Here is a 22,486-nt window from a genome sequence, read left to right as displayed (position 1 = left end):
GTGATTGCGGCCATGCATCTGGGCGGCGCGCATGAGATTTATGTCATGGGCGGCATTCAGGCGATCGGTGCCGTGGCGATTGGTACGGAAACCATCGATCCGGTTCACATGCTGGTGGGACCGGGCAATGCCTTTGTGGCCGAAGCCAAGCGCCAGCTTTTTGGTCGCGTCGGTATCGACCTTTTCGCGGGTCCGACCGAGACTATGGTCATCGCCGATGAAACCACCGCCGATGCCGAGCTTTGTGCGACCGATCTGCTGGGTCAGGCCGAACATGGCTATAACAGCCCCTGCGTTCTGGTCACCAACTCACACAAATTGGCCGAAGACACACTGAGCGAGATTGACCGTATCCTCGGCATCCTACCCACTGCCGGCACCGCGAAGGTCAGCTGGGAGGAATATGGCGAGATCATCGTCTGCGATACCTATGACGAGATGCTGAAAGTGGCAGATGACATAGCGTCCGAGCACGTTCAGGTCATGACCGACCGCGACGATTGGTTCCTGGAAAACATGACCTGCTACGGCGCGCTGTTCCTTGGGCCACGGACCAATGTGGCAAACGGCGACAAGGTGATTGGTACCAACCACACTCTGCCGACCAAGAAGGCCGGTCGCTATACAGGCGGTCTCTGGGTGGGCAAGTTCATGAAAACCCACAGTTATCAGAAGGTCGTCACTGATGAGGCCGCAGCGATGATCGGCGAATACGGCTCGCGACTGTGCATGCTGGAAGGCTTTGTTGGCCATGCCGAGCAATGCAATATCCGCGTCCGGCGTTATGGGGGCGTTAACGTGCCCTACGGGGAAGGCGCGGGTTATCGCGAGACTGCCGAGGTGCCCACGTGACTGCCAGGCAACCGCCACAGAACTTGCGCCCGGGATCGCCCGGTCGTCACGGATTTTGAGAAAGAAGCAGATAACACAATGCGAGATTTCGCAATGGACACACATTCTACCCACAAGGCCCTGATCGCACCCTTGCGCGAGGCCATGTACAACTTTGACGAAGCTGGCGTCCGCGCCGCGCTGCAGTCGGTGATCGCACCCGATGCCGTCATTCACATGCCGCATCCGTTAGGCGACTTGACCGGGCCGCAGGAACTTTACGACACTTGCTATGCACCGCTGCTGACATCCATGCCTGATCTGGAACGACGGGATTGGATCGTGATGGGCGGGCCAACGGAACATGGCGATGATTGGGTCGGTTGCGGCGGCCACTATGTTGGTACATTCGTCGCCCCCTGGCTGGACATCCCGCCGACGGGGCATCTTACCCATATGCGGTTCCACGAATTCTACCGCTTCGAAAATGGCAAGGTTGTCGAGATCCAGACACTATGGGACATTCCCGAGGTCATGATGCAGGCGAAAGCCTGGCCGATGGCCCCGTCGCTGGGGCTGGAGTTCTGCATTCCCGGCCCGGCAACGCTGGACGGCATCGTGCCCGGTCCGTGGGATGAGGCGAAATCTCAGGCCTCGTGCAATCATATCGTCGACATGCTGAACCATCTGAAGAAACACCCCAGCCAGGGTGGACCCGAAGTGATGGAGATGGAGAAATTCTGGCATCCGCGCATGAACTGGTACGGCCCCGCCGGGATCGGCACCGGGCGTGGCATCGCGGGGTTCCGCAACTGGCACCAGATACCTTTCCTGAACGGCATGCCTGACCGCGGTAAATACATCGAAGATATCACCTACCATTTCTTTGGCGACGGCGACTATGCCGCCGTCACCGGGTGGCCGAACATGATCCAGACTGTCACCCATGACGGCTGGATGGGCATTGCGCCGTCGGGCAAGAAGATCACCATGAGATCGCTGGATTTCTGGCGGCTGGAAAATGGTCTGATCCGCGAGAACTGGGTCATGGTCGACCTGCTGGATGCCTACCGCCAACTGGGCGTAGATGTCTTTGCCCGCCTGCGCGAGTTCAACAAGGTTCGCGTTCAGGGCACGATTCCGTTCCCGGTTGGCGAGGTCTGATATGCCCCAATTCCCCAGCACTCCCAGTTTCAGCCTCAGCGGCAAGCGCGCACTTGTCGCCGGAGCTTCCTCGGGCATCGGCATGGCCTGCGCCGTGGCGCTGGCGGAACATGGTGCTGAGGTCACTTTGGCGGCGCGCCGTACTGGCGCGCTGCAGGATATTGCACAGGATATGTCGGCGCAGGGATGGTCTGCCCATGTGCTTGAACTGGATGTCTCGGACGTGGCGACAACGGCTGAGGCTGTGGCGCGGAACGGACCGTTTGATGTATTGCTGAGTTCGGCAGGGCTGGCCCGGCACAGCAGGGCGATTGATACCACGCCCAAAGATTTCGATGCGGTGATGGGGGTGAATGTCCGGGGCGCCTATTTCCTGACGCAGGCCGTTGCCAAGGGCCTGCTCGATGCCGGTCGTCCTGGATCGCTGATCAATATCTCAAGTCAGATGGGCCATGTCGGCGGTCGCGAGCGCGCTGTCTATTGTGCGTCGAAATTCGCGGTCGAGGGCTTTACCAAGGCGATGGCGCTTGAGTTCGGACCAGGAAAGATCCGGGTTAACACGATCTGCCCGACCTTCATCCTGACCGAGCTGACCAAGACCACCTTCGACGATCCGGACAAACGCGCCTGGATTCTCGAAAAGATCAAGCTTGGCCGCCCAGGTGAGATCGAGGACATCATGGGCGCGGTGGTCTACCTGGCCTCGGATGCCTCGGCGCTGGTGACCGGCACGGCGATGATGGTGGATGGAGGATGGACAGCAGACTGATGGTTGCGCAGAAAGTCACATCGGCAGAAGTTGCCCGCCTTGCTGGTGTAAGCCAGTCGGCGGTCAGCCGGGTGTTCACGCCCGGTGCCTCGGCCTCTGCCAAGACCATCGAAAAAGTGCGCAAAGCCGCGAAAGAGCTGGGGTATCGTCCCAATGTTCTGGCGCGGGCCATGGTGTCGGGCAAAAGCGGCATCATCGGGCTGGTGGTCGCCTATTTGAACAACCAGTTTTACCCCGAGGCGCTTGAAAAACTGACAAACACGCTGCAGGAGCGTGGATACCACGTGCTGATTTTCATGGCTGCGCGATCGGCCGGAAATGTCGACAAAGTCGTCGAGGAAATCCTGGATTTTCAGGTTGACGGCATCATTGCCGCCTCGGTTGCATTGTCTTCGGACCTGTCCAATCGCTGTCGTGCGGCCGGTATCCCGATGGTTCTATTCAACAGGGCTCAGGATGATCCGGACATGTCGGCAGTTACTTCTGACAACATTGCCGGCGGGCGCAAGGCGGCCGAGTTTCTGCTGGCCGGGGGGCATCGGAAAATCGGCTATATTGCCGGTTGGGAAGGCGCCTCGACCCAGCGCGACCGCGAGGCCGGTTTTGTCGCGGCCCTGCACCAAGCTGGCGTGACGCTACACAGCTGCGAGGTTGGCAACTTTGGGGCGGAAGATGCTCGGGGCGCAACCCGCAGGATGTTTGCCTCGGACCCGCCGGATGCTGTCTTCGTCGCCAATGATCATATGGCGATTGCGGTGATGGACACGCTCCGGTTCGAGTTGGGCCTGAATATCCCCGAAGACGTTTCGGTGGTTGGGTATGACGACGTGGCCGTGGCCGCGTGGCCGGCCTACGATCTGACAACTGTGCGCCAACCCGCCAATCGCATGGTCGCTGAAACCGTCGATATTCTGCTCCGCAAGATCGAAGACTCCGACGCTGAACCGCGCCGCGTCGAGTTTGACGGACCTCTAATTGTTCGCGGCTCTGCCCGCATACCTGAAGGATGGAAGACATGAAGGGATTTGATCCCAAGTTCAAAGATTTTCCCGGCTATATCATCGGGATCACCAAGGAAATTTGGGAAGACCGTGGTATTGCCACGCTGCATCACTATTACTCCCCGGATATTGTCGTGCGCTCACCCGCGTCTGTGGTCGTCGGCAACCAGGACGTGATCGCTGCAACCATGGCGACCTTGGCCGAATTCCCCGACCGCACCCTTCTGGGCGAGGATGTGATCTGGTCGGGCACACCGGAAGAGGGCATGCTGTCCTCGCACCGCCTGCTGTCCACGGCAACGCATTTGGGCGACGGCGTTTATGGCAAGGCGACTGGCAAGAAGCTGATCTATCGCATCCTGGCTGATTGCCACGCCATCAATAATCAGATCAACGATGAATGGCTGATCCGCGACCAAAGCGCGATTGTCCAACAGATGGGCTGGGATCCCAAGGAATACGCCCGCGACCTGATCGCCCGCGAGGGCGGACCTGACGCCTGTATTCAGCCCTACACGCCCGCAAACGATCAGCCTGGCCCTTATAAAGGCCATGGCAACGACAACGAATGGGGCCAAAAATATGCCGACATTCTGACCCGGATCATGAATGCCGATATGGGTGTGATTGAGGAAGAGTATGACCGCGCCGTCCTGTCGGAGTATCCCGGTGGCACCACAGGACATAGCTGGGGCCCGGTGGATCGGCTCTGGATGGGTTTGCGCGCTTCTTTCCCAAATGCCGAGTTCAAAATCCACCATCAGATCGGACGGGACGATCCCATGATGCCACCCCGCGCCGCGATCCGCTGGACGCTGCACGGCAAGCATGACGGCTGGGGCGTTTTCGGCGTTCCGACCGGGGCCGAGGTTTTTGTTCTGGGCATCAGCCAGGCCGAGTTTGGTCCCTGGGGTCTGCGCAAGGAATATACCCTGTTTGACGAAACCTCGATCTGGAAACAGATTCTGCTGAAAACCGGCGATCTCTAATATGTCGCTCCGTGTCTCAAATCTGGATGCCGGGCAGGCGTTGCGGCGGTTCCACACCTATCGCGCCAGCCTGCGCGCCCGGCGGCTGAACAATCGCCCGCCGGGCCTTGGGGGTTGGGCCGATCAAACCTCAAAGCAAAAGGAAGAAAAAAATGAGCACAATTCAAAGCCGCATCGTCCGTTATGGCGAGCTGAAGCCCTGCAAAACCGCGTTCATCGACGCGCACACACCGGGGTCTGACCAGAAGGAGAACTTTACCATCATTGGCGGTGGCGTCAGCGAAAGCCCCGACCAGCACGTCCACATCACCGACAAGATCGGGTTCAACATCGGCGCGGCGGGGCAACCGCCTAAATGCCGCAACTCACTGCACAGTCACACCACCGCCGAGGTCTTCTTTGTCGCCAAGGGCCGCTGGCGGTTCTTCTGGGGTCGTTACGGCACTGCAGGTGAGTTCATCGCCGAAGAAGGTGACATCTTCAACATCCCGACCGGCATCTTCCGCGGGTTCGAGAATGTAGGCCAGGACTACGGCATGATCATGTCGATGCTGGGTGGCGACGACGCCGGTGGCGGTGTTACCTGGGCACCGCAAGTCATTCAGGACGCGCAGGCCCATGGCTTGGTGCTGGGTAATAATGGCGTGCTATACGACAGCAAAAAGGGCGAAGAACTGCCGCACAACGTGCAGCCCATGCCGTTGCTTACCGAGGAGGAGCTGAAAGCGTATCCCGAGGTTCCCGTTGATGCGGTGATCGGAAAATATGTCGCCCGGTACTGGGACCTGATGGCGCTGTCGGCGGACAAGCCTGCAGTTGTGATTGGTGAAAATGGCCTGATCAAGGACAAGCCCGGTTTCGAGGTGGATTTCCTGACACGCGGATCGGCCGTGGCTGAACAGGTCAAGGCGGACAAACCCGTGGTTCTGATGCCGGCCAGCGGCCATTGGCGTATCAGGATCAATGAGGTCGAAGTAACCCTGTCCAACGGCGATACCGCACTGGTTCTGCCCGGCGAAAGCTACAGCGCAGAGCCGTCGATGACCGGCGAAGCGGGTCTGTATCGTATCACTGCCACCGACGATCCGGCTGGAGCGACCTGGACAGGTGCATAGCGCCAAAATTGCGTGTCCCGATTTCAATCGCGGCATGCTCAGCACATCCTGCACCGGGATTCCAGCCCGGCGCAGGAACAAGGTTTGGAGGCAGATGAAGACATGACCCGCATTTCAACCACCCATGTGGGAAGCCTGCCGCGCAGTCAGAAGGTCGTTGACTTCATCTTCGCGCGCGAGCGGGAGGAGCCGTTCGATCAGGCTGCATTTGATGCCTGCATGACCGCAGCCGTGTCTGAGACAGTGCGAAAACAGACCGAGGCCGGGGTTGATATCGTCTCGGACGGTGAGACCTCAAAAATCTCCTATGCCACTTATGTGAAGGACCGCTATACCGGCTTTGCCGGTGACAGCCCGCGTAACGCGCCGGCGGACCTCAAAATGTTTCCGGGCTTTCTGCAACGTTTGGCGGATGACGGCGGAACGCCGCAATATGCGCGGCCCATGTGTGTGGGCGAAGTACGCTCGAAAGGGCAGGGCGAGTTACAGAAGGACATAGACAATCTGAAGGCGGCGATGGTCGAACACCGGGTCGAGCGCGGTTTTATGAATGCCGCTAGCCCCGGGGTGATTTCCCTGTTTCTGCAAAATGATTTCTATCCGACGCGCGAGGCCTATCTGGCCGCGCTGGCCGATGCGATGAAAGAAGAATATGAAACCATCGTTGGTGCGGGTCTGGATTTGCAACTGGATTGCCCGGATCTGGCCCTGTCACGCCATATGCTGTTCACCGATCTGTCCGACGACGAGTTCGTGAAAATCGCCGACATGCATGTCGAGGCTCTGAACCACGCGTTGCAAAACGTCCCTTCAGAAAAAGTACGTGTCCATATTTGCTGGGGCAATTACGAGGGCCCGCACTGCTGTGACATCGGTATGGACAAGGTTTTTTCGACGCTGATGTCCACCAAGTCTCGTTATGTGCTGTTCGAAACTTCGAACCCACGACATGCGCATGAATGGACGGTGTTCCGTAACCGCAAGGATGAGATTCCGGATGACAAGGTTCTGGTGCCCGGTGTGGTTGACACCACGACCAACTTTGTCGAACACCCGGAACTGATCGCGCAGTGCGTTGAGCGGTTTGCGAACATCGTAGGCGCCGAACGGGTGATTGCCGGATCGGATTGCGGCTTTGGTACCTTTGCAGGCTTTGGCGCGGTCGACCCGGATATCGCTTATGCCAAGCTGGGCAAGCTGGCCGAAGGGGCTTCCCTGGTCAAATGACACCGCTTATCCTCCTGCCCAGAATGATGTGCGATGCGCGGTTGTTCACCCCGCAGATTGACGCTCTGTCAGGCAAATACCCGATCCTGTCTGCGCCCATCGGTGGACAGGACACAATGCTGGCGCTGGCCGCCGATGTGTTGGCCTACGCGCCTGAACGCTTTGCTATGGCCGGGCTCTCCATGGGTGGCATCGTGGCGATGGAAATCCTGCGGCAGGCCCCAGACCGTGTGGCCGGGTTGGCATTGATGGACACCAATCCACTGGCAGAGTTGGGCGAGGTCAAGGCCAGACGCGGCCCTCAGATCGACGCCGTCGAACGCGGCAATCTGCGCAAGGTGATGGCCGAAGAGATGAAGCCGAACTACCTGACCGACGGCCCGCGCCGCGCCGCCATTCTGGATTTGTGCATGGATATGGCCATGGATCTTGGGCCAGACGTTTTCATCAATCAATCCAAAGCCCTGCGTGATCGCCCTGAACAGAGCAATACCCTGCGGGACTTCACCGGCGCAGCGCTGGTTCTCTGTGGGCGCGACGATGCCCTGTGCCCCGGCTCAAGGCATGAGTTGATGCACGATCTGATGCCGCAGAGCCGGTTGGAGATCATCGAAAACGCCGGCCATCCGCCGACTCTGGAACAACCGCAACAAACCACGGCGGCCCTGACCCGCTGGCTGGAGATGATATGAACCAATCCCTGCTGGACCTGCTGAAAAAGGTCGACACGCCAACCGTTTGCAACGCTATCGAAGTGGCTCAGGGCAAGCGCGGTTTCAATGATTTTACCCGGGGCACAATGTTATGCTCTGATCCCGATGCGGGCGCGATGGTGGGATATGCCCGTACCGCGAAGATTGCCGCCGTGAACCCACCGGCCGAGGCACCTGACGTGATCCGCGCGCGTCGTATGGATTACTACCGGCACATGGCCGCAGGCACCGGTCCCGCCGTGACCGTGGTGGAAGACTTGGATTACCCCGACTGCATTGGCGCCTACTGGGGTGAAATCAATACGACTATCCACAAGGGTTTTGGCATCAGCGGTGCGCTGACCAACGGCGTGATGCGGGACCTCGGCGACCTGCCGGATGAATTTCCGGTGGTTGCCGGGTCTGTCGGGCCAAGCCACGGGTTCGTGCACGTGAAAGAGGTTGGAACGCCGGTTACGATCTTCGGCCTGTCGGTCAAGGACGGTGACCTTGTGCATGCCGACCGGCATGGCGCTCTGGTGATCCCGCCCGAGGTGGTGGACGAGCTTGAACGGGCGATCATCAAGCTGTTTGAAACCGAAAAACTGATCCTGGATCCCGCCCGCGCATCAGGGTTCGATTTCGATGCCTTCGAAAAAGCATGGGCGGCGTTCGAAGCCTCGCGGACTTAGGAGCGCGAGGCCGTTAACTGGAAAAAGGAGACCGGTCCGAGCCGAGATATCCTGGAGGCGGTTACGCTCGCCCGGCTTACAAAGTTGAGCGGGTGAGCTGAGCGCGGAAATAAGCAACATTGAACGCCAAACCCGGAAGCAGCCATTGAAACAACTGCACAACAGCCAGAACTTCTGCCGGATCTGCGTCGCGGGCGGTGGCTTCGATTAGGTCTTCGGATGACAAACTGGTAACATTTGGCAAAGCGACAGCCAGTGCAACCGCGCGGCTATGGATTAGCGAAACCGCTGGTTCGTAGGCGGTAGACTGGATCACAGGCTTCAGATCGTGCCATGCCAAATTGAAGTAACTTGGCCAGCGCGCAAATGCCCGATAGTCCGTATTGACGAAGGGCAGCCCCAGTGTTTCACGAATGTCATCATAGAGCGCCGCCGTTTCCGGGTTAGCATGATGCGGTTCCATCAGAACCGGATGTGTCATGTCGTCAGCCGGGCGGGGCAGCGTGGAGCCGTGGCCTCGACCAGTCCATTCATGACCTTCCAGCAGCGCCCGGGCCAGTGACGCCAACAGCAAATAGGGCATGTTTCCGGCGGAGAACACCTCGTTGCAGGTAGTGATCTGCGTGACCTCGGTGGTGTCATATCCGATCGCAGCCAGCCGTGCGCTGATCGCAGGGGGCGCAAAAACACCCGCCTGCGCCTCGACGCAGTCGCGGAGCTCGCGGCAAGCATCACCAAAGGCGTTTGTCGCTACGACGGGTTCGATCGAAGACCATAGGCGCTGGTAGAATTCGGGATAGTGGGCAAACGCCATGGCAACGACGCCCATCCACGGTACGCCGAAGCCGCGTTTGGTGCGATCATAAACTCGCGCCAAATCTGCCGTCGCAGCCCGTTCGGGCACCGGACGTATAGGTGGAATGGAGTTCGGTTTCAGTCGTTGCAATTGATCAGGCGTCAACAGTGACACTCTTTGGCAAGCCTTCGCTCCATTTGCGCAATTCGTCGAGGAAACCCAGAGCAGTGCAGCCAAGCTCGGTAATCTCATACTGGACCGATACCGGTGCTGTGTCGAGAACCTGACGCTGGACCAGGCCCTGAGATTCCAATTGACGCAGTCGTTCTGTGATCATCTTTTTGCTGGCGCCGCCGACCATGCGCGCCAAGTCATTGAAGCGAACGGGCTCGTCCTTCAGGTGCCACAGGATAGAGCCGGTCCATTTGCCACCAATAATCCGCATGCCACGTTCAATTGCGCACGGCTCGACACATGCATCATGTGCGGTGCGACGGCCTTTTTCGTCTTGTTCCACGCGTGCTCGCATCTGTCGCCTCCATTTATTTCAACAGTAGGTTACCTAAAGTATACTGGTTGATCTATTGCCCCTACTAACTTAAGTGGCCGCAAACCGCCGGCATGTCAAGTAGTTCAGGGAAGCAGCGATGGAGGGTGTGGAAAGCACCGGCACCGATGACAATTAAATCGAAGCTTTCGGGCTACAAGCAAATATATCCCGTGCGGCGCGCGGAAAGATCCCAGAAGAAAGAATGACACCCTCATGGCACTGCAAGACCACCCGATGTGGCGCAAGCCGCAGCATCATCACGACCTCGACCACGCGCATGAACATGTTCACTGGGCCGAGCTATTCTATGACCTGATTCACGTCGTGACCATATTCCTGCTTGGGAACTACCTCTCGCATCACCTGGATTGGCACGGATTCCTGGTGTTTACGGGGGTGTTCATTGCACTTTGGTACGCGTGGGGCGAGCTTAGCATCTTCAACTCGATCTATGTGAGCACCGATGTCTGGCACCGTGTGATCATGTGCGTGATGATCTGTACGGTGATGTTCATGGCAGCGTCCATTCCGGCCATCGAAGGAAAAGGCTGGACATTCTTCGTACTGGGGTTTGCGGCCAACCGGGCCATGTTGGCGGCGCTGTATTTCAGGGCGCGGCGGGTGAATATTACCGGCCGCTCGATGACGTCCGAGAAAGTCCGCAACTTCTCGTTCTTCGCCATCGTTTTTGCCATCATCGCATTTTTGCCGAAACCGCTGGCCTATTGGGCGTTTGGCATCGCAATGGTGGCAACACAGGCGATCTACATGATCCCGGGCATATCCATCCTGCGGTTTGAGCGGTTCGCGCCACGACTGGGGCATATGTCCGAGCGTTTTGCACTGCTGACACTGATCGTGCTGGGCGAGGGGTTCTTCAAGCTCGTCGTCACACTGTCGGAAAAGGGCATCTACAAGGTATCCCCGGACGTTCTGGTCAATTTCGTCATCGGTGGAGTGTCGATGTTTGTCATGTGCTGGATCTATTTCGACTTTGCCGGCAATGCCAAGCCGAAGGACAGGAAACCCGCGACCCTGGTGATCTGGTGGTTGGCCCATCTTGTTCTGATGGTGTGCGGTGTTTTGGTCGGTGTGGCACTGGCCGCAGAGGTCAAAACCGGATTCTGGGATCCTTATCCAACCGATTACGCCGCCATCGGCTGCTTCGGCCTCGCAGGCTATATCGCCATGCTCTGGGTGCTGAGGTCAATCATTGAACATCGTGTTGCCTCCGATTTTGGACGCGGGGATGTACGCCTGTTTGGCATTGTGCTGGCAATCGCCTGTTTCTTCGTTGTTCCGCACGTCCCGGCTCTGGTGGCCAACCTGATCTGGGGCACGGCGCTGCTCTCGCAGATTGTTGTGCCCGTTTCCCGGGCCTGGCTGACATTCCGCCATGAGTAGCCTTGTACAGGACCTGAAAAATCTGCGCGCCGAGGTCTATTGGTGGCTGGAGCGTCCCAACCGGGACGCAGACGGTCCCCGATTTCTGGACATTGCCCTGATCGTCCTGATTACGCTGAATGTCGCGGCGGTCATTCTGGAAACAGTGGATTCCATCTATTTCGACTGGAAAGCAACCTTTGATCTGTTCGAAGGCTTCTCGCTGACAGTGTTCGTTGTGGAATACGCGGCAAGACTGTGGGCAGCGCCGGAAAATCCTGAATATAAGTCCAGGCTGTCCTGGGCGACGTCTCCACTGGCACTGATCGACCTGCTGGCGATATTGCCCGCTCTGCTGTACCTGTTCATTCCCATCGATCTGCGCGTTCTGCGCGCGTTCCGGATGCTGCGCCTGCTCAAGCTCACCCGGTATTCACCCGCGCTTGGCATGTTGCTTGCCGTGTTCGAGGAAGAGGCAGGCGCTTTCTTTGCCGGGTTTTTCATCCTGATGGTAATGCTGATCTTTGCCGCCAGCGGCGCCTGGCTGGCCGAGCACGAAGTTCAGCCCGACGCGTTCGGCTCGATCCCGGCGGCCATGTGGTGGGCCATGGCGACGTTGACGACCGTAGGATATGGCGACGTGACGCCTGTGACGGTGGCCGGAAAGATGTTCGGAGCTGTTATCACGGTCATCGGCATCGGAATGGCTGCCTTGCCTGCCGGTATCATCGCCAGCGGTCTCAACGATCAATTGCACCGTCGGCGTGCCAGTCTGGAGCGCGAATTCCGCAAAGCGTTGGAGGATGGCACGATCTGTGAGGCCGAAGAGGCCGAGATCGAGGCGCTGCGCAAGCAACTGGGCCTGTCACGCCGGGCTGCAGATCAGATCCGGGATCGCATCCACGCTGAAGCTGAAGCCAGACGGGGACATTGCCCTCATTGCGGTAAAGTACTCTCCGAACCTTTGTGAGTGCCACACTTCCCGCCGATATGACGACGAGGCATATTCAATCAATCCAAAATGCATGGCCTGACCTTTCGTGGCCCAATCATACAGAACGATATAGGCTCTAAGCGTATTTTGCGGTCGCAGGCTGCGCCATACGGGCGGTGTGTTCCTGGGGCAGGAATACGTTGGTTTCAGGGGTTTTTCGATCTTTTCAATCCAAACGCTGATTAGCGTAGGGTCCGGGATCATTGAGGTTATTGGCGGCTCCCTTGCACGCAAGCGAGTGGGTCGCAGGGCTACCCAAGTAGTAGGTTACAAAAAGTATACTAATTGTCTTTTCCTCCACAGTGAGCAAGTTGCCACCTGAACAGCGGAAAGGCCGCTGAATCACTGAAAACCGCAAGGACGAGACCATGAGCAACATTTTTATTCTGAACGGCCACCAGCCTTATCCCTTCGCCAAGGGTGAGCTGAACGCAGCGCTGATTAACCGGGCAGCCGAGTTCCTGAAAGCCGCCGGACATGACGTGCGTGTGACAAAGATCGCCGAAGGTTATGACGTCGAGCAGGAAATCGCCAACCACCAATGGGCCGACACCGTTATCATGCAGTTCCCGGTAAACTGGATGGGTGTCCCGTGGTCGTTCAAGAAGTACATGGACGAGGTTTACACGGTCGGCATGGATGGTCGTCTGACCAATGGTGATGGCCGCGTGGCTGAAGCCCCGAAAGAAAACTACGGTATGGGCGGCGCCCTGACCGGCACCAACTACATGCTGTCCGTCACGTTGAACGCACCAGCCGAATCCTTCGACAACCCCGCCGAACCGTTCTTTGAAGGCGCATCGCTGGACGATCTGCTGCGCCCGATGCACTTGAACGCCAAGTTCTTTGGCATGTCGCCGCTGCCGACCTATGGCGCCTTTGATGTGATGAAGAACGCCGATGTGGAATCGGATTTCGCCCGCTTTGACGCGCATCTGGCCCGTGTCTTCGGTGCCAATTCTGTATCGGAAGTAGCCTGATCCGCGCCTGCGGAAATCATTCCAAAAATGGAGGCTCATGAGATGAGCAACTCTACCCTGATTACCGAAGGCCAGCGTGCACCGCTGGCCGACGAGGCATCGCCCGACATGTATGAAGAGCTGGTGAACACCGGCATCACGCGTCTGGTCCGCATGAAAATGCCCCCTGGTGCGACGGATGAGCCGCACCGCCACCCCGAGGAAATCGTCTATTTCATCAAGGGCGGCACACTATCCATCAAACTCGAAGACGGCTCGACCGTCGTGAAAGAGGTGGCGGATGGCGATTACATGCATAACGGCCCCTGGACCCATCAGGTCAGCAATGTCGGAACCACTACGGTTGAGGCCGTGCTGTTCGAGCGTCTGGACAACGACGTGGAACTGAAGGACTGAGGCGAGGAGCGATAAATGAGCAAAACTATCCTGATCACGGGTGCGGGCACCGGGCTTGGCAAAGGTGCGGCGTTCGAACTGGCGAAACAGGGCCATCGCGTGATCGCGACGACCCACGGCGCGGAAGGGGCGGAAACGCTCAAGGCAGAAGCGGACGCGCTGGGTCTGATGCTGGAAGCAGTCAAGCTGGACATTACCAGCGCCGAGGACCGCCAGGCCGCCTTTGACCGCTTCGGTGCCGATGTGGATGTCGTGGTGGCAAACGCCGCGATCGGCGATACCGGACCGATTGTTGAGGTTGACGTGAACCGCATCCGGAACGTGTTCGAAACCAACGTGTTCTCGACCGTCGAATTCTTGCAGCCCTATGCGCAGGCTTTTGCCCGCGGTGGCCGCGGCAAGGTGGTGTTCGTCTCGTCGATCGCCGGGTTCCTGACCTTCCCCTATCTGGCCCCCTATACCGCGTCCAAACACGCGCTGGAGGCCGTCGCGGAACTGATGCGCGAGGAACTGGAACCGATGGGTGTTCAGGTCGCGACCCTCAATCCGGGCGCGTACCGAACCGGGTTCAATGACCGGATGTATGACAAGATGGACGAGTGGTACGATCCGGCGACCAGCATTACGCCGCCGGAAGCGATCCGCAAGGTCCGCGACCTGTTCGCCGGCGACGAGCTACAGATGGACCCGCAGCCGATGATCGACAAAATGGCCGAGGTCATTGCCGCCGATAACCACAAGTTCCGCACGGTGTTTCCGGAAGAGGCGATCAAGGACGTGCTGGACTACCAGCAGAAACACTGGACGCTGGAAATCTGAACCAACCGGGCCTGCGCGACACCGCGCGGACCCGAACTTTGCCCCTTAGGAGATAGCCATGAGCCAACCGGACATTCACCTTTACACCGCCTCCACCATGAACGGCTACAAGCCAGTTATTTTTCTGGAAGAAGCCGGTGTTCCCTATGACCTGACCTTCATCGACTTCTCCAAGCAGGAGCAGAAGGCCCCCGATTTCCTCAAGCTGAACCCAAACGGCAAGATCCCCACGATCTATGACCGGGCCGAGGGGCGGGCCATTTTCGAATCCGGCGCAATCCTTTGGCATCTGGCCGAGAAATACGGCAAGTTCCTGTCAGACGATCCGCTTACCCGGTCGGAAACGCTGCAATGGCTGTTCTTTCAGGTCGGCCATGTGGGTCCGATGATGGGGCAGGCGATGTACTTCCAGCGTATCGCAGCGCCCAACGGGCATGAGGAGCCGTTCTCGATCAAGCGTTATGTCGACGAATCCCGCCGCCTGATGGAAGTTCTGAACACCCAACTGGACGGACGTGACTATATCGTAGGCGACTACTCCATCGTCGATATGATGATCTACCCCTGGGCGCGGGCTTACCCCTGGGCACGGGTCGAGGTTGACGATCTGCCGAACCTCAAGGCCTGGTTCGACCGGATCGACGCGCGCCCGGCCGTGCAGAAGGCGCTGACCATCCCCAAGGCGCAGCCGCAATTCTGGGACGAAAACGCAGATGCTGATGCCTTCCTCAAGGAAAACGCCGCGCGCTTCGCCGGCGACGTGAAAAAGGCTTGAGGCGATGACTGTGAAACTTGTCGGTTACCCGGTGTCGCCCTTTGTCCGCAAGGTTCGGGTGGCGCTGGAATTGAAAGGTATCGGGTACGATCTGGACCCGGTCGTCCCCTATACCGAGCGAGAAAAAGTTCTGCCGATCAACCCGGCTGGAACCGTGCCGGTTCTGCTGCCCGCTGAGGGGCAGGCACCCATCCCAGAAAGCGCGGACATCGTCGCCTGGGCGGAAGAGACCGTGCCTTTGCCCGGCCTTATCCCACCACAACCAGAACTGCGCCAACGCGCGTTGCAGATTCAGCAATTCGCCGATAGCCAGATGGCGCAGGTCTTTGGCGGTATGATGTTCGGTCAGCGGATCGTGGTGCCTTATTACTTTGGCAAGGACCACGGAAAAGAGGATATGGTCGCTCAGGCCATGACCGACTACGCGCCGCAATTGCTGGACGCCATTGGCAACCTGCTGGGCGATGCCGACTACGCCGCTGGGTCGTTCAGCGTTGCTGACATCGCGATGTCAAGCTGGCTGCGCGGGGCGGAACTGGCCGGGTTCGCGCTGGATGCCGAACGCTGGCCCTCGATTCAACGCTGGCTTAACCGGTGCTTTGCCCAACCGGGATATGCCCGCGTCATCGACAGCGAAGAGGGGACAGAGGTCGTCCGCTGGGCCCGCTCGCGATACGGCCCCACCGTGTGAGGTTGAATTCTTGAAGACCGACCGGCCCGATATTCTGCTTTATACCGCCCCTACGATGAATGGGTGGAAGCCACTGATCTTCCTCCACGAGGCTGATCTGCCCTATGAACTGGTGCCGGTCGATTTTTCGAAAAAGGAACAGAAGGCGCCGGATTATCTGACGCTGAATCCAAACGGTCGCATCCCAACCATCGTTGATCGTGGCAACAACGATTTTGCGGTGTTCGAAAGCGGTGCGATCCTGCTCTATCTGGCCGAGAAATACGACCAGTTCCTGAGCCATGATCCCAGGGAGCGATCCGAGACGATCCAGTGGCTGATGTTCCAGATGAGCGGCATCGGGCCGATGATGGGGCAGGCGATGTTCTTCCAGCGTATCGCGCGGCCCAACGGTCATGACGACCCTTATGCCATCAAGCGCTACGTCGATGAATCCCGCCGCCTGCTCGAGGTTTTGGATTCCCGGCTGAACGCGCGTGACTGGCTGGTGGGCGATGCCATGTCCATCGCCGATATTGCGACCTATCCCTGGGCGCGCTCGCACTTCTGGGCCGGGGTTGATGTCTCGGGTCTGGACAACCTGAACGCCTGGTTTGCGCGGATCGATGCGCGCCCGGCCACGCAGGCAGCGTTGCAACTGCCGAAACCCAGGCCATCCGTCTTTGGCGCAGGCGACACCGAGGCCGCTGCCGCCGCAAATGCCGCTAATTATAAGGAGTGACCCGATGTCCGACCAAACCCAGCCCATCCGCGTTGACATCGTCTCGGACGTTGTTTGCCCATGGTGCGCTATAGGTTACTACCAACTGGCCCGAGCCGTGCAGGAGACCGGCATCGACGTCGATATCCATTGGCACCCGTTCGAATTGAACCCTCATATGGTGCAGGAAGGTGAAAACCTGCGCGAACACCTTGCCGCTAAATACGGCACCACGCTGGAAGGCTCGATCAAAGCGCGCGCGCGTCTGACCGAGATGGGGGCCGCGCTTGGCTTCACCTTCAACTATGCCGACGACATGCGCATGTACAACACCTTCCGCGCCCATCAGCTGATCGACTGGGCCGAGGAGCAGGGCAAGGCGCATGAGGCCAAGCTGGCGCTGTTCGCCGCTTTCTTTACTCTGCGCAAAAACGTGGCGGATATTGACGTATTGGTCGAGGTCGCGGGTCAGATTGGGCTGGACCGCGATGCCGCCCGCGCGATGCTGGATAGCGGCGAACGTGCCGAAAAGGTCCGTGAGAAAGAACAGTTCTGGACCAGCCGCGGTGTTCAGGGCGTACCTGCGATGATCTTTGAACGTCAGCACCTTGTCACCGGTGCGCAGGGTAAAGGGAATTTTGCCAATATCCTCAGGCAGCTTAAGGAAATCGCTGCATGATTGAAATCATAGGCTATTGCGATCGGGTCGAAGGGCTCTTTGACCCATATCGCGGCACTATTGGTGACGATTTTCCGGCATACCGGGGGCATGTGTATCGCGTGATCACCTACGCCATGCATTTTCTTAGAAATGCGGGCGTCCATCGCCCCATGGTCGAAACTGCGCTGGTCTATCATGACATCGGGCTCTGGACTGAGAAGAATCTTGCCTATCTCGATCCTTCCCAGACGCTGGCGCTGCGCGACAACGAAAAGCTTGGGCTTGGCCTCGATCCCGAGATTCTGCGTGCCGCAATCCACTGGCACCACAAGATCACACCTTATTCCGGCCCCGGCGCGGATGTGGTGAATGCTGTCCGCAAGGGCGACTGGATAGACGCATCCGGAGGGATGATCCGCAAGGGGCTGAGCAAGGCACAAGTGTCGAGAGTAGAGAACGCGATCCCGGATTATGGTTTTCCGGATGTTCTGCAACGTTTGGCCAAAGACCTTGGAGGCAATCGAATTGCCGGGAATTTGCGGGTGCTCAGGAATGTTTTCAAAATCTGAAACCCATACCTATCACACACTAACATCGAAGGAGGGGACGATGAGCAAAGCACAAGTGATCCACAAGAAAGGACCGCCCAGCTGTATGCGATGGGAAGACTGGCATGTGCCCGACCCGGCCCCGGGCGAGGTACGCCTGCGCCATACAGCAGTGGGCGTTAACTACGCCGACACTTACCACCGCGCCGGCATCTCTCATCCGTGGCCAGTGCCAGACGAACCGGTGGTGATCGGTTTCGAGGGCGTTGGGATCGTCGAAGGTGTCGGAGAGGGTGTGACCGAGTTCAAGACTGGCGACCGTGTCGCTTATGGCATCCCGCCCCTGGGCAGCTACTCCGAGGTCCGCAACTATCCCGCTGACAAGCTATTGCATCTGCCGGACCGGCTGGACGACAAGCAGGTTGCGGCCTTGCTTATGAAAGGCATGACCGCGCACTACCTGTTGCACCGTACGTATGCGGTGCAGCCCGGCGACACTATTCTCGTTCATGCGGCCGCTGGCGGTATGGGATTGATCCTGTGCCAATGGGCCAAGGCCCTTGGGGCGACCATTGTGGGCACTGTTTCAACACCGGAAAAGGCCGAGGTCGCACGTGCAGCGGGTTGCGACCACCCGGTCGTGCGCTCAGAGCAGAGCTTTGTGGACGTTGTGCGCGACGTGTCCGATGGCGAGGGCTGCGCCGTGGTGTACGAGGCGATCGGCAAAGACACCTTGCAAGACTCGCTGGACTCGTTGCGATTGATGGGCGTCTGCGCTGCCTATGGTCATGTCTCAGGTCCGCCTGAACCTATCGACGTGATCCAGGATCTCGGGCGCCGGGGGTCGCTGTTTATCACGCGCCCGGCAATCATGCATTACGTCGCCAAACGTTCTGACCTCGAATGGACCGCGCGCGATCTGTTCAAGGCCATCGGTGACGGTATTCTGGATGCCAATATCAACTATGAATACGCGCTGAAGGATGCGGTGAAGGCCCATGAAGCCATCGAATCCGGCACAACGCTGGGCGCAACGGTGCTGATCCCATGAGCCTTGCCGGCATCAAGGCGCTGACATTTGACACCGGCGGCACGGTGCTAGATTGGCACAGCGGCTTCCGCGAAGCCTTTGCCTCAGCAGGACAACGTCACGGCATCAGGCGTGACTGGGCCGCGCTAGCAAATGACCTGCGTCGCCGGACAATGCAGGCGATGCTCAATCTGGGTGAAAACGGCCCGCCGGAATATAATTTCGACGACGCGCACCGCTTTTGTCTGGATGCCCTGTTGGACGAAGAAGGGCTGGATGCTTTCGACGCGCAGGACCGGCACGCGATCTCGTGGGATGCACCGCATAGTTTTGCCGCCTGGCCGGACGTGCGGCCCGGATTGGCAGCGTTGCGCGAGCGGTTCATCGTGACCTCGTTCACGCTGCTGTCCTATCGATTGATTATCGACACCTCGCGCAGAAGCGGGTTGGTCTGGGACGGGGTCCTGTCCTGCGAAGGGCTTGGCGTCTACAAACTGCTGCCCAAGGCGTATCGGCGGGCCGCTGAACGTTTGCAACTGCAGCCCGAGCAATGCCTGATGGTCGCGTGTCACCCCTATGACCTTGACTCTGCAAGTCAGGTGGGGTTCCGAACGGCGCTGGTTCGGCGACCGCTGGAGTGGGGCAACAAGCCTTCCGAGACGCCGGATCGGGGTGAAACCGGCACTTATGACATCGAAGTGGACAGCTTTACTGAATTGGCCTCTGCCCTTCAGATTTAGGTTGGGCAAAACTGAATGTCAGTTTTCGGTTCAAACCGCGTTCGACAGCCGGAATTTGATTGTTTGAAACACGATCCAGACCGTGCTGGCCATAGATGAACCGGAGGCAGCTTAACAGAAGCCTCCGGATTATTTCCTGTCAGATCAACGCGCCTCAGCCCGGGCAGGCCGCGCCGGTTTCGATCCAGTTTACGGCCAGTTCCGAAAACCCTTCCCAGGATCCGGGCGCGGGCTCGCGGCCTTCGCCGGGGGCCCAGGCCCAGCCGACCAGAGTGTCATGCCCCATATGATGCGCGACCTCTTCGAGGGTTCGGCCACCATTGCGTTCGGGGTCTTTCAACTGGGCGCAGATCTCGGGCACGGTCAGGCCGACCCAACCCATGCTCTGCGGGGCCAGTTGCCAGTGACCGTTGCCGGGCACCGAACCGGTTTCACCCAGAAACGGGCGGTTTTCCTCGCCGTGACAGGTGGTGCAGCGCATTGCGACCACACCGAAATTGTCCTCGGTCCGCGGAATCGGCGGCGAGTGCGGTTTCTGGTTTTCGCCTTGCAGCGGGCCACCGGTGACCGGATGGCAGTTGACGCAGCGCGCATGAGTGATGACCTTGGCCATTTCCTCGAAGATCGCGACCGAGCGGGCTTGCTCGGATTCGATGCTTTCAAAGCTCGCGGCGGTTTTTAGGCCGTTGACTTCCTCGGCCTGCGCCGCGCCACCGGGCAGCAGCCCGGTCAGCGCGATTGCAGCGGTCAGCGCCGTGGCACGAATGTCGAATTTCATAGCTCGATCTCCTGTCAAACGCGCACAAGCGGCAAGCGGCGAACGGGCTCACCTTTGAGGATACGCCAGGCGTTGCTGACGGCGGGGGCGATGGGCGGCGTACCAGCCTCACCAATGCCGCCGGGCTTTTCGGTGTTCACCGCAAGATCAATTTCGACCTCGGGCATTTCGTTGATCCGCAGCAGACGATAGGTGTCAAAGTTTTCCTGCTCAATGCGGCCATCCTCGGCAAAGGTGATCTCGTTGAACAGCGCTGCGCTGAGGCCATAGCCCAGCCCGCCTTCGATCTGCGCCTTGACCACATCCGGGTTGACCGCAATGCCCACATCGGCAGCGACCCAGACCTTGTGCACGCGGGGTTCGCCTTCGACCTCGGAGACCTCGGCGATATAGGCGAAGTGCGCGTCATAGCTGGGATGCAGCGCAACGCCATAGGCCTTGCCGTTGGCGCCTTGCACACCCTGCCAGTTCGCCATCTCGGCGACGCGCTCCAGCACCCGGCGGTCGCGCGGGGACTTGTCGCCCAGCAGCTCCAAGCGACCCTGAACCGGGTCCTTTCCCTGGCGTTGCAGCACCTCGTCCAGGAACACTTCGTTCGCGAATGCAGTGTGCGAATGGCCGACAGAGCGCCACCACAGATGCGGCACCTTGCTGTCGGTGCGGACCCAACGCGCCTCGAACGCGCCGAAATCATAGGGCTTGTGGATCGAACCTTCGATCGAGAACGGGTCAACGCCGTTCTGGATTACCGCTTCAAAGGCCGAACCGCCCATGATGCTTTCGGTGGCGAATTTGTTGTCCCATCCGATGATGCGGCCGGTTTCGTCCAGCGCTGCGCGGTGGCGGTGAACGGCCAGCGGTCGGTAATATCCGCCCTGGATGTCATCGCTGCGGGTCCAGACCAGCTTATAGATGCCTTCGCCGCCCGCCTTGGCAACCTGCGCCAGTTCTTGCGCGAATTGCCCGTCATACTGCGCGCGACGGCCAAAGCTGCCGCCGCCCAGCAGGGTGTTGATGGCCACATTTTCCAGCGGAATGCCGAGGATGTCCGAGGTGACCATCTGGTCGACCGTCTGCATCTGGCTCCCCATCCAGATTTCCGCCGCATCGCCGCGCGTCTCGATCACACCGTCCAGAGCTTCGAGCGGTGCGTGAGCAAGGAAGGGCAGGCGGTATTCGGCTTCGATCACCTGAGCGGCGTTTTCGAATGCCGCGTTCAGGTCGCCATATGTTTCGGCCACCACGCCGTCACCATCGCGCGCTGCTGCGGCGACCTCTTCCAGTTGTTCGTCGGCCGAGCGGGTTTCGGCCTCGCTCAGGTCCCAGTCGATCAGCAGCGCATCGCGCCCCTTGAGGGCTGAATAAGTGTTTCTGGCATAGACCGCGACGCCGGTCGGGATTTGTTCTACCTTTTCAACGCCGTCGACCGCCAGAGCGGCCGAACTGTCCACCGATGCAACTTTTCCGTTGATCCAGGGCGAATGCGCCACGACGACCGTCAGCATGTCGTCGCGATAGACGTCCAGCGTGAACTGGGCCTCGCCCGTGGTCTTGATGGCGCTGTCGAGACGACGGATTTCTTCCTTGCCGATCAGTTTGAACTTGGCTGGATCTTTCAGCTTGGGCTCGGCAGGAGGTGTGCTTTCGCTGGCCGTAGCGACCAGTTCACCGAATTGCGCGGTCTTGCCGCTGCCGGTGTGGCTGATCACGCCGTTTGCGACGGTGATCTCATCAGCCGAAACACCCCATTCACGGGCAGCCGCATCAACCAGCATGGCGCGGGCGGCGGCGCCGGCCTGGCGCATCTGGGTAAAGGCGTTGCGCACGGCGGTTGAAGCGCCGGTGCCCTGAATGCCGAATGCAAAGTTCTGATAGGTTGCGGTGTCGGCAGGCGCATGTTCGGCACGCATCTGCGACCAGTCGGCGTCCAACTCTTCGGCTACCAAAGTGGCGAAGCCGGTGAATGGGCCCTGGCCGAATTCGATGTGTTTGACGATAACGGTAACCGTGTTGTCTTCGCCGATGCGGACAAAGGCGTTGAGGTCAACGGGGCCGGTCGCGGCTTTTGCGGCCATCTTGTTGCCCACCGGCAGATGCGCCCCAATGATCAGCGCGGCACCACCGGCCAGAAAGCCGCGACGGGTGGGAGAGAATGCGGTCATGGA

At 59.2% G+C, this 22,486-nt stretch carries 25 protein-coding genes; 21 read left to right on the top strand and 4 right to left on the bottom strand.

The window, feature by feature from the left end:
* The 9 genes from hisD to GOW98_RS19570 all read left to right on the top strand — a co-directional run.
* The coding region (gene hisD / locus GOW98_RS19610; protein WP_170335173.1) for a histidinol dehydrogenase at positions 1-852 on the top strand (852 nt) is incomplete at its 5' end.
* A gap of 93 nt (positions 853-945) precedes the next feature.
* Entirely contained in the window at positions 946-1,995 is a 1,050-nt protein-coding gene (locus GOW98_RS19605; protein WP_170335172.1) for an ester cyclase, read from the top strand.
* Position 1,996: 1 nt separating this feature from the next.
* A complete protein-coding gene (locus GOW98_RS19600; RefSeq protein WP_170335171.1) occupies positions 1,997-2,764 on the top strand; it encodes an SDR family NAD(P)-dependent oxidoreductase in 768 nt (255 codons plus the stop codon).
* The gene (locus tag GOW98_RS19595) at positions 2,764-3,783 is read left to right on the top strand and encodes a LacI family DNA-binding transcriptional regulator (protein WP_170335175.1); all 1,020 of its coding nucleotides are present in this window, start codon (positions 2,764-2,766) and stop codon (positions 3,781-3,783) included. The genes GOW98_RS19600 and GOW98_RS19595 overlap by 1 nt, the downstream gene beginning before the upstream one ends.
* The gene (locus tag GOW98_RS19590) at positions 3,780-4,754 is read left to right on the top strand and encodes an ester cyclase (RefSeq protein ID WP_170335170.1); all 975 of its coding nucleotides are present in this window, start codon (positions 3,780-3,782) and stop codon (positions 4,752-4,754) included. The genes GOW98_RS19595 and GOW98_RS19590 overlap by 4 nt, the downstream gene beginning before the upstream one ends.
* 152 nt (positions 4,755-4,906) lie before the next feature.
* Complete coding sequence (locus GOW98_RS19585; protein WP_170335169.1) at positions 4,907-5,869, top strand: cupin; 963 nt, start codon at positions 4,907-4,909, stop codon at positions 5,867-5,869.
* Between the two features lie 102 nt (positions 5,870-5,971).
* Positions 5,972-7,096, top strand: coding sequence for a cobalamin-independent methionine synthase II family protein (locus GOW98_RS19580; protein ID WP_170335174.1), 1,125 nt, complete (start codon positions 5,972-5,974; stop codon positions 7,094-7,096).
* Complete coding sequence (locus tag GOW98_RS19575; protein ID WP_170335168.1) at positions 7,093-7,788, top strand: alpha/beta fold hydrolase; 696 nt, start codon at positions 7,093-7,095, stop codon at positions 7,786-7,788. The genes GOW98_RS19580 and GOW98_RS19575 overlap by 4 nt, the downstream gene beginning before the upstream one ends.
* Positions 7,785-8,480, top strand: a complete 696-nt coding sequence (locus tag GOW98_RS19570; RefSeq protein WP_170335166.1) for an RraA family protein — start codon at positions 7,785-7,787, stop codon at positions 8,478-8,480. The genes GOW98_RS19575 and GOW98_RS19570 overlap by 4 nt, the downstream gene beginning before the upstream one ends.
* Positions 8,481-8,556: 76 nt before the next feature.
* Here the strand turns inward: GOW98_RS19570 and GOW98_RS19565 are convergent, their stop codons facing one another.
* Together GOW98_RS19565 and GOW98_RS19560 are read right to left on the bottom strand one after the other, a co-directional pair.
* On the bottom strand, positions 8,557-9,426 hold the full coding sequence (locus GOW98_RS19565; RefSeq protein WP_170335164.1) for a halocarboxylic acid dehydrogenase DehI family protein: 870 nt from the start codon (positions 9,424-9,426) through the stop codon (positions 8,557-8,559).
* A 4-nt stretch (positions 9,427-9,430) separates the two neighbouring features.
* A complete protein-coding gene (locus tag GOW98_RS19560) occupies positions 9,431-9,805 on the bottom strand; it encodes a winged helix-turn-helix transcriptional regulator (protein ID WP_170335162.1) in 375 nt (124 codons plus the stop codon).
* A 234-nt stretch (positions 9,806-10,039) separates the two neighbouring features.
* Between GOW98_RS19560 and GOW98_RS19555 the strand changes: the two genes are divergently transcribed.
* The 12 genes from GOW98_RS19555 (at position 10,040) to GOW98_RS19500 (ending at position 19,543) form a co-directional block, all read left to right on the top strand.
* Positions 10,040-11,230, top strand: a complete 1,191-nt coding sequence (locus GOW98_RS19555) for a low temperature requirement protein A (RefSeq protein ID WP_170335160.1) — start codon at positions 10,040-10,042, stop codon at positions 11,228-11,230.
* Positions 11,223-12,179 (top strand): ion transporter, encoded by a 957-nt coding sequence (locus GOW98_RS19550; protein ID WP_170335158.1) that lies wholly within the window; start codon positions 11,223-11,225, stop codon positions 12,177-12,179. The genes GOW98_RS19555 and GOW98_RS19550 overlap by 8 nt, the downstream gene beginning before the upstream one ends.
* Before the next feature lie 392 nt (positions 12,180-12,571).
* Positions 12,572-13,183, top strand: a complete 612-nt coding sequence (locus tag GOW98_RS19545) for an NAD(P)H-dependent oxidoreductase (protein ID WP_170335156.1) — start codon at positions 12,572-12,574, stop codon at positions 13,181-13,183.
* Positions 13,184-13,225: 42 nt separating this feature from the next.
* The gene (locus GOW98_RS19540; RefSeq protein ID WP_170335154.1) at positions 13,226-13,579 is read left to right on the top strand and encodes a cupin domain-containing protein; all 354 of its coding nucleotides are present in this window, start codon (positions 13,226-13,228) and stop codon (positions 13,577-13,579) included.
* A 15-nt stretch (positions 13,580-13,594) separates the two neighbouring features.
* Positions 13,595-14,398, top strand: a complete 804-nt coding sequence (locus tag GOW98_RS19535) for an SDR family oxidoreductase (RefSeq protein ID WP_170335152.1) — start codon at positions 13,595-13,597, stop codon at positions 14,396-14,398.
* A gap of 58 nt (positions 14,399-14,456) precedes the next feature.
* Complete coding sequence (locus GOW98_RS19530) at positions 14,457-15,173, top strand: glutathione S-transferase family protein (RefSeq protein WP_170335150.1); 717 nt, start codon at positions 14,457-14,459, stop codon at positions 15,171-15,173.
* 4 nt (positions 15,174-15,177) lie between these two features.
* Positions 15,178-15,864, top strand: a complete 687-nt coding sequence (locus GOW98_RS19525; RefSeq protein ID WP_170335148.1) for a glutathione S-transferase family protein — start codon at positions 15,178-15,180, stop codon at positions 15,862-15,864.
* Between the two features lie 10 nt (positions 15,865-15,874).
* A complete protein-coding gene (locus tag GOW98_RS19520; RefSeq protein ID WP_254438078.1) occupies positions 15,875-16,585 on the top strand; it encodes a glutathione S-transferase family protein in 711 nt (236 codons plus the stop codon).
* A 4-nt stretch (positions 16,586-16,589) separates the two neighbouring features.
* A complete protein-coding gene (locus GOW98_RS19515; protein WP_170335144.1) occupies positions 16,590-17,243 on the top strand; it encodes a DsbA family oxidoreductase in 654 nt (217 codons plus the stop codon).
* Positions 17,240-17,794 (top strand): phosphohydrolase, encoded by a 555-nt coding sequence (locus GOW98_RS19510; RefSeq protein ID WP_170335142.1) that lies wholly within the window; start codon positions 17,240-17,242, stop codon positions 17,792-17,794. Before GOW98_RS19515 ends, GOW98_RS19510 begins: the two co-directional genes overlap by 4 nt.
* Before the next feature lie 40 nt (positions 17,795-17,834).
* A complete protein-coding gene (locus tag GOW98_RS19505) occupies positions 17,835-18,824 on the top strand; it encodes a quinone oxidoreductase family protein (RefSeq protein WP_170335140.1) in 990 nt (329 codons plus the stop codon).
* Positions 18,821-19,543 (top strand): HAD family hydrolase, encoded by a 723-nt coding sequence (locus GOW98_RS19500; protein WP_170335138.1) that lies wholly within the window; start codon positions 18,821-18,823, stop codon positions 19,541-19,543. Before GOW98_RS19505 ends, GOW98_RS19500 begins: the two co-directional genes overlap by 4 nt.
* Before the next feature lie 154 nt (positions 19,544-19,697).
* Here GOW98_RS19500 and GOW98_RS19495 read toward each other — a convergent pair whose 3' ends face one another.
* Entirely contained in the window at positions 19,698-20,321 is a 624-nt protein-coding gene (locus GOW98_RS19495) for an Isoquinoline 1-oxidoreductase subunit (RefSeq protein WP_170335136.1), read from the bottom strand.
* A gap of 14 nt (positions 20,322-20,335) precedes the next feature.
* Entirely contained in the window at positions 20,336-22,483 is a 2,148-nt protein-coding gene (locus GOW98_RS19490) for a xanthine dehydrogenase family protein molybdopterin-binding subunit (RefSeq protein ID WP_170335134.1), read from the bottom strand.
* Positions 22,484-22,486 lie beyond the last annotated feature (3 nt).

Origin of the sequence: Ruegeria arenilitoris (genome assembly GCF_013032445.1) — a bacterium.
In the GTDB taxonomy this organism is placed as follows: Bacteria; Pseudomonadota; Alphaproteobacteria; order Rhodobacterales; family Rhodobacteraceae; genus Ruegeria; species Ruegeria arenilitoris_F.
This window is presented reverse-complemented; position numbering and strand designations above follow the sequence as displayed.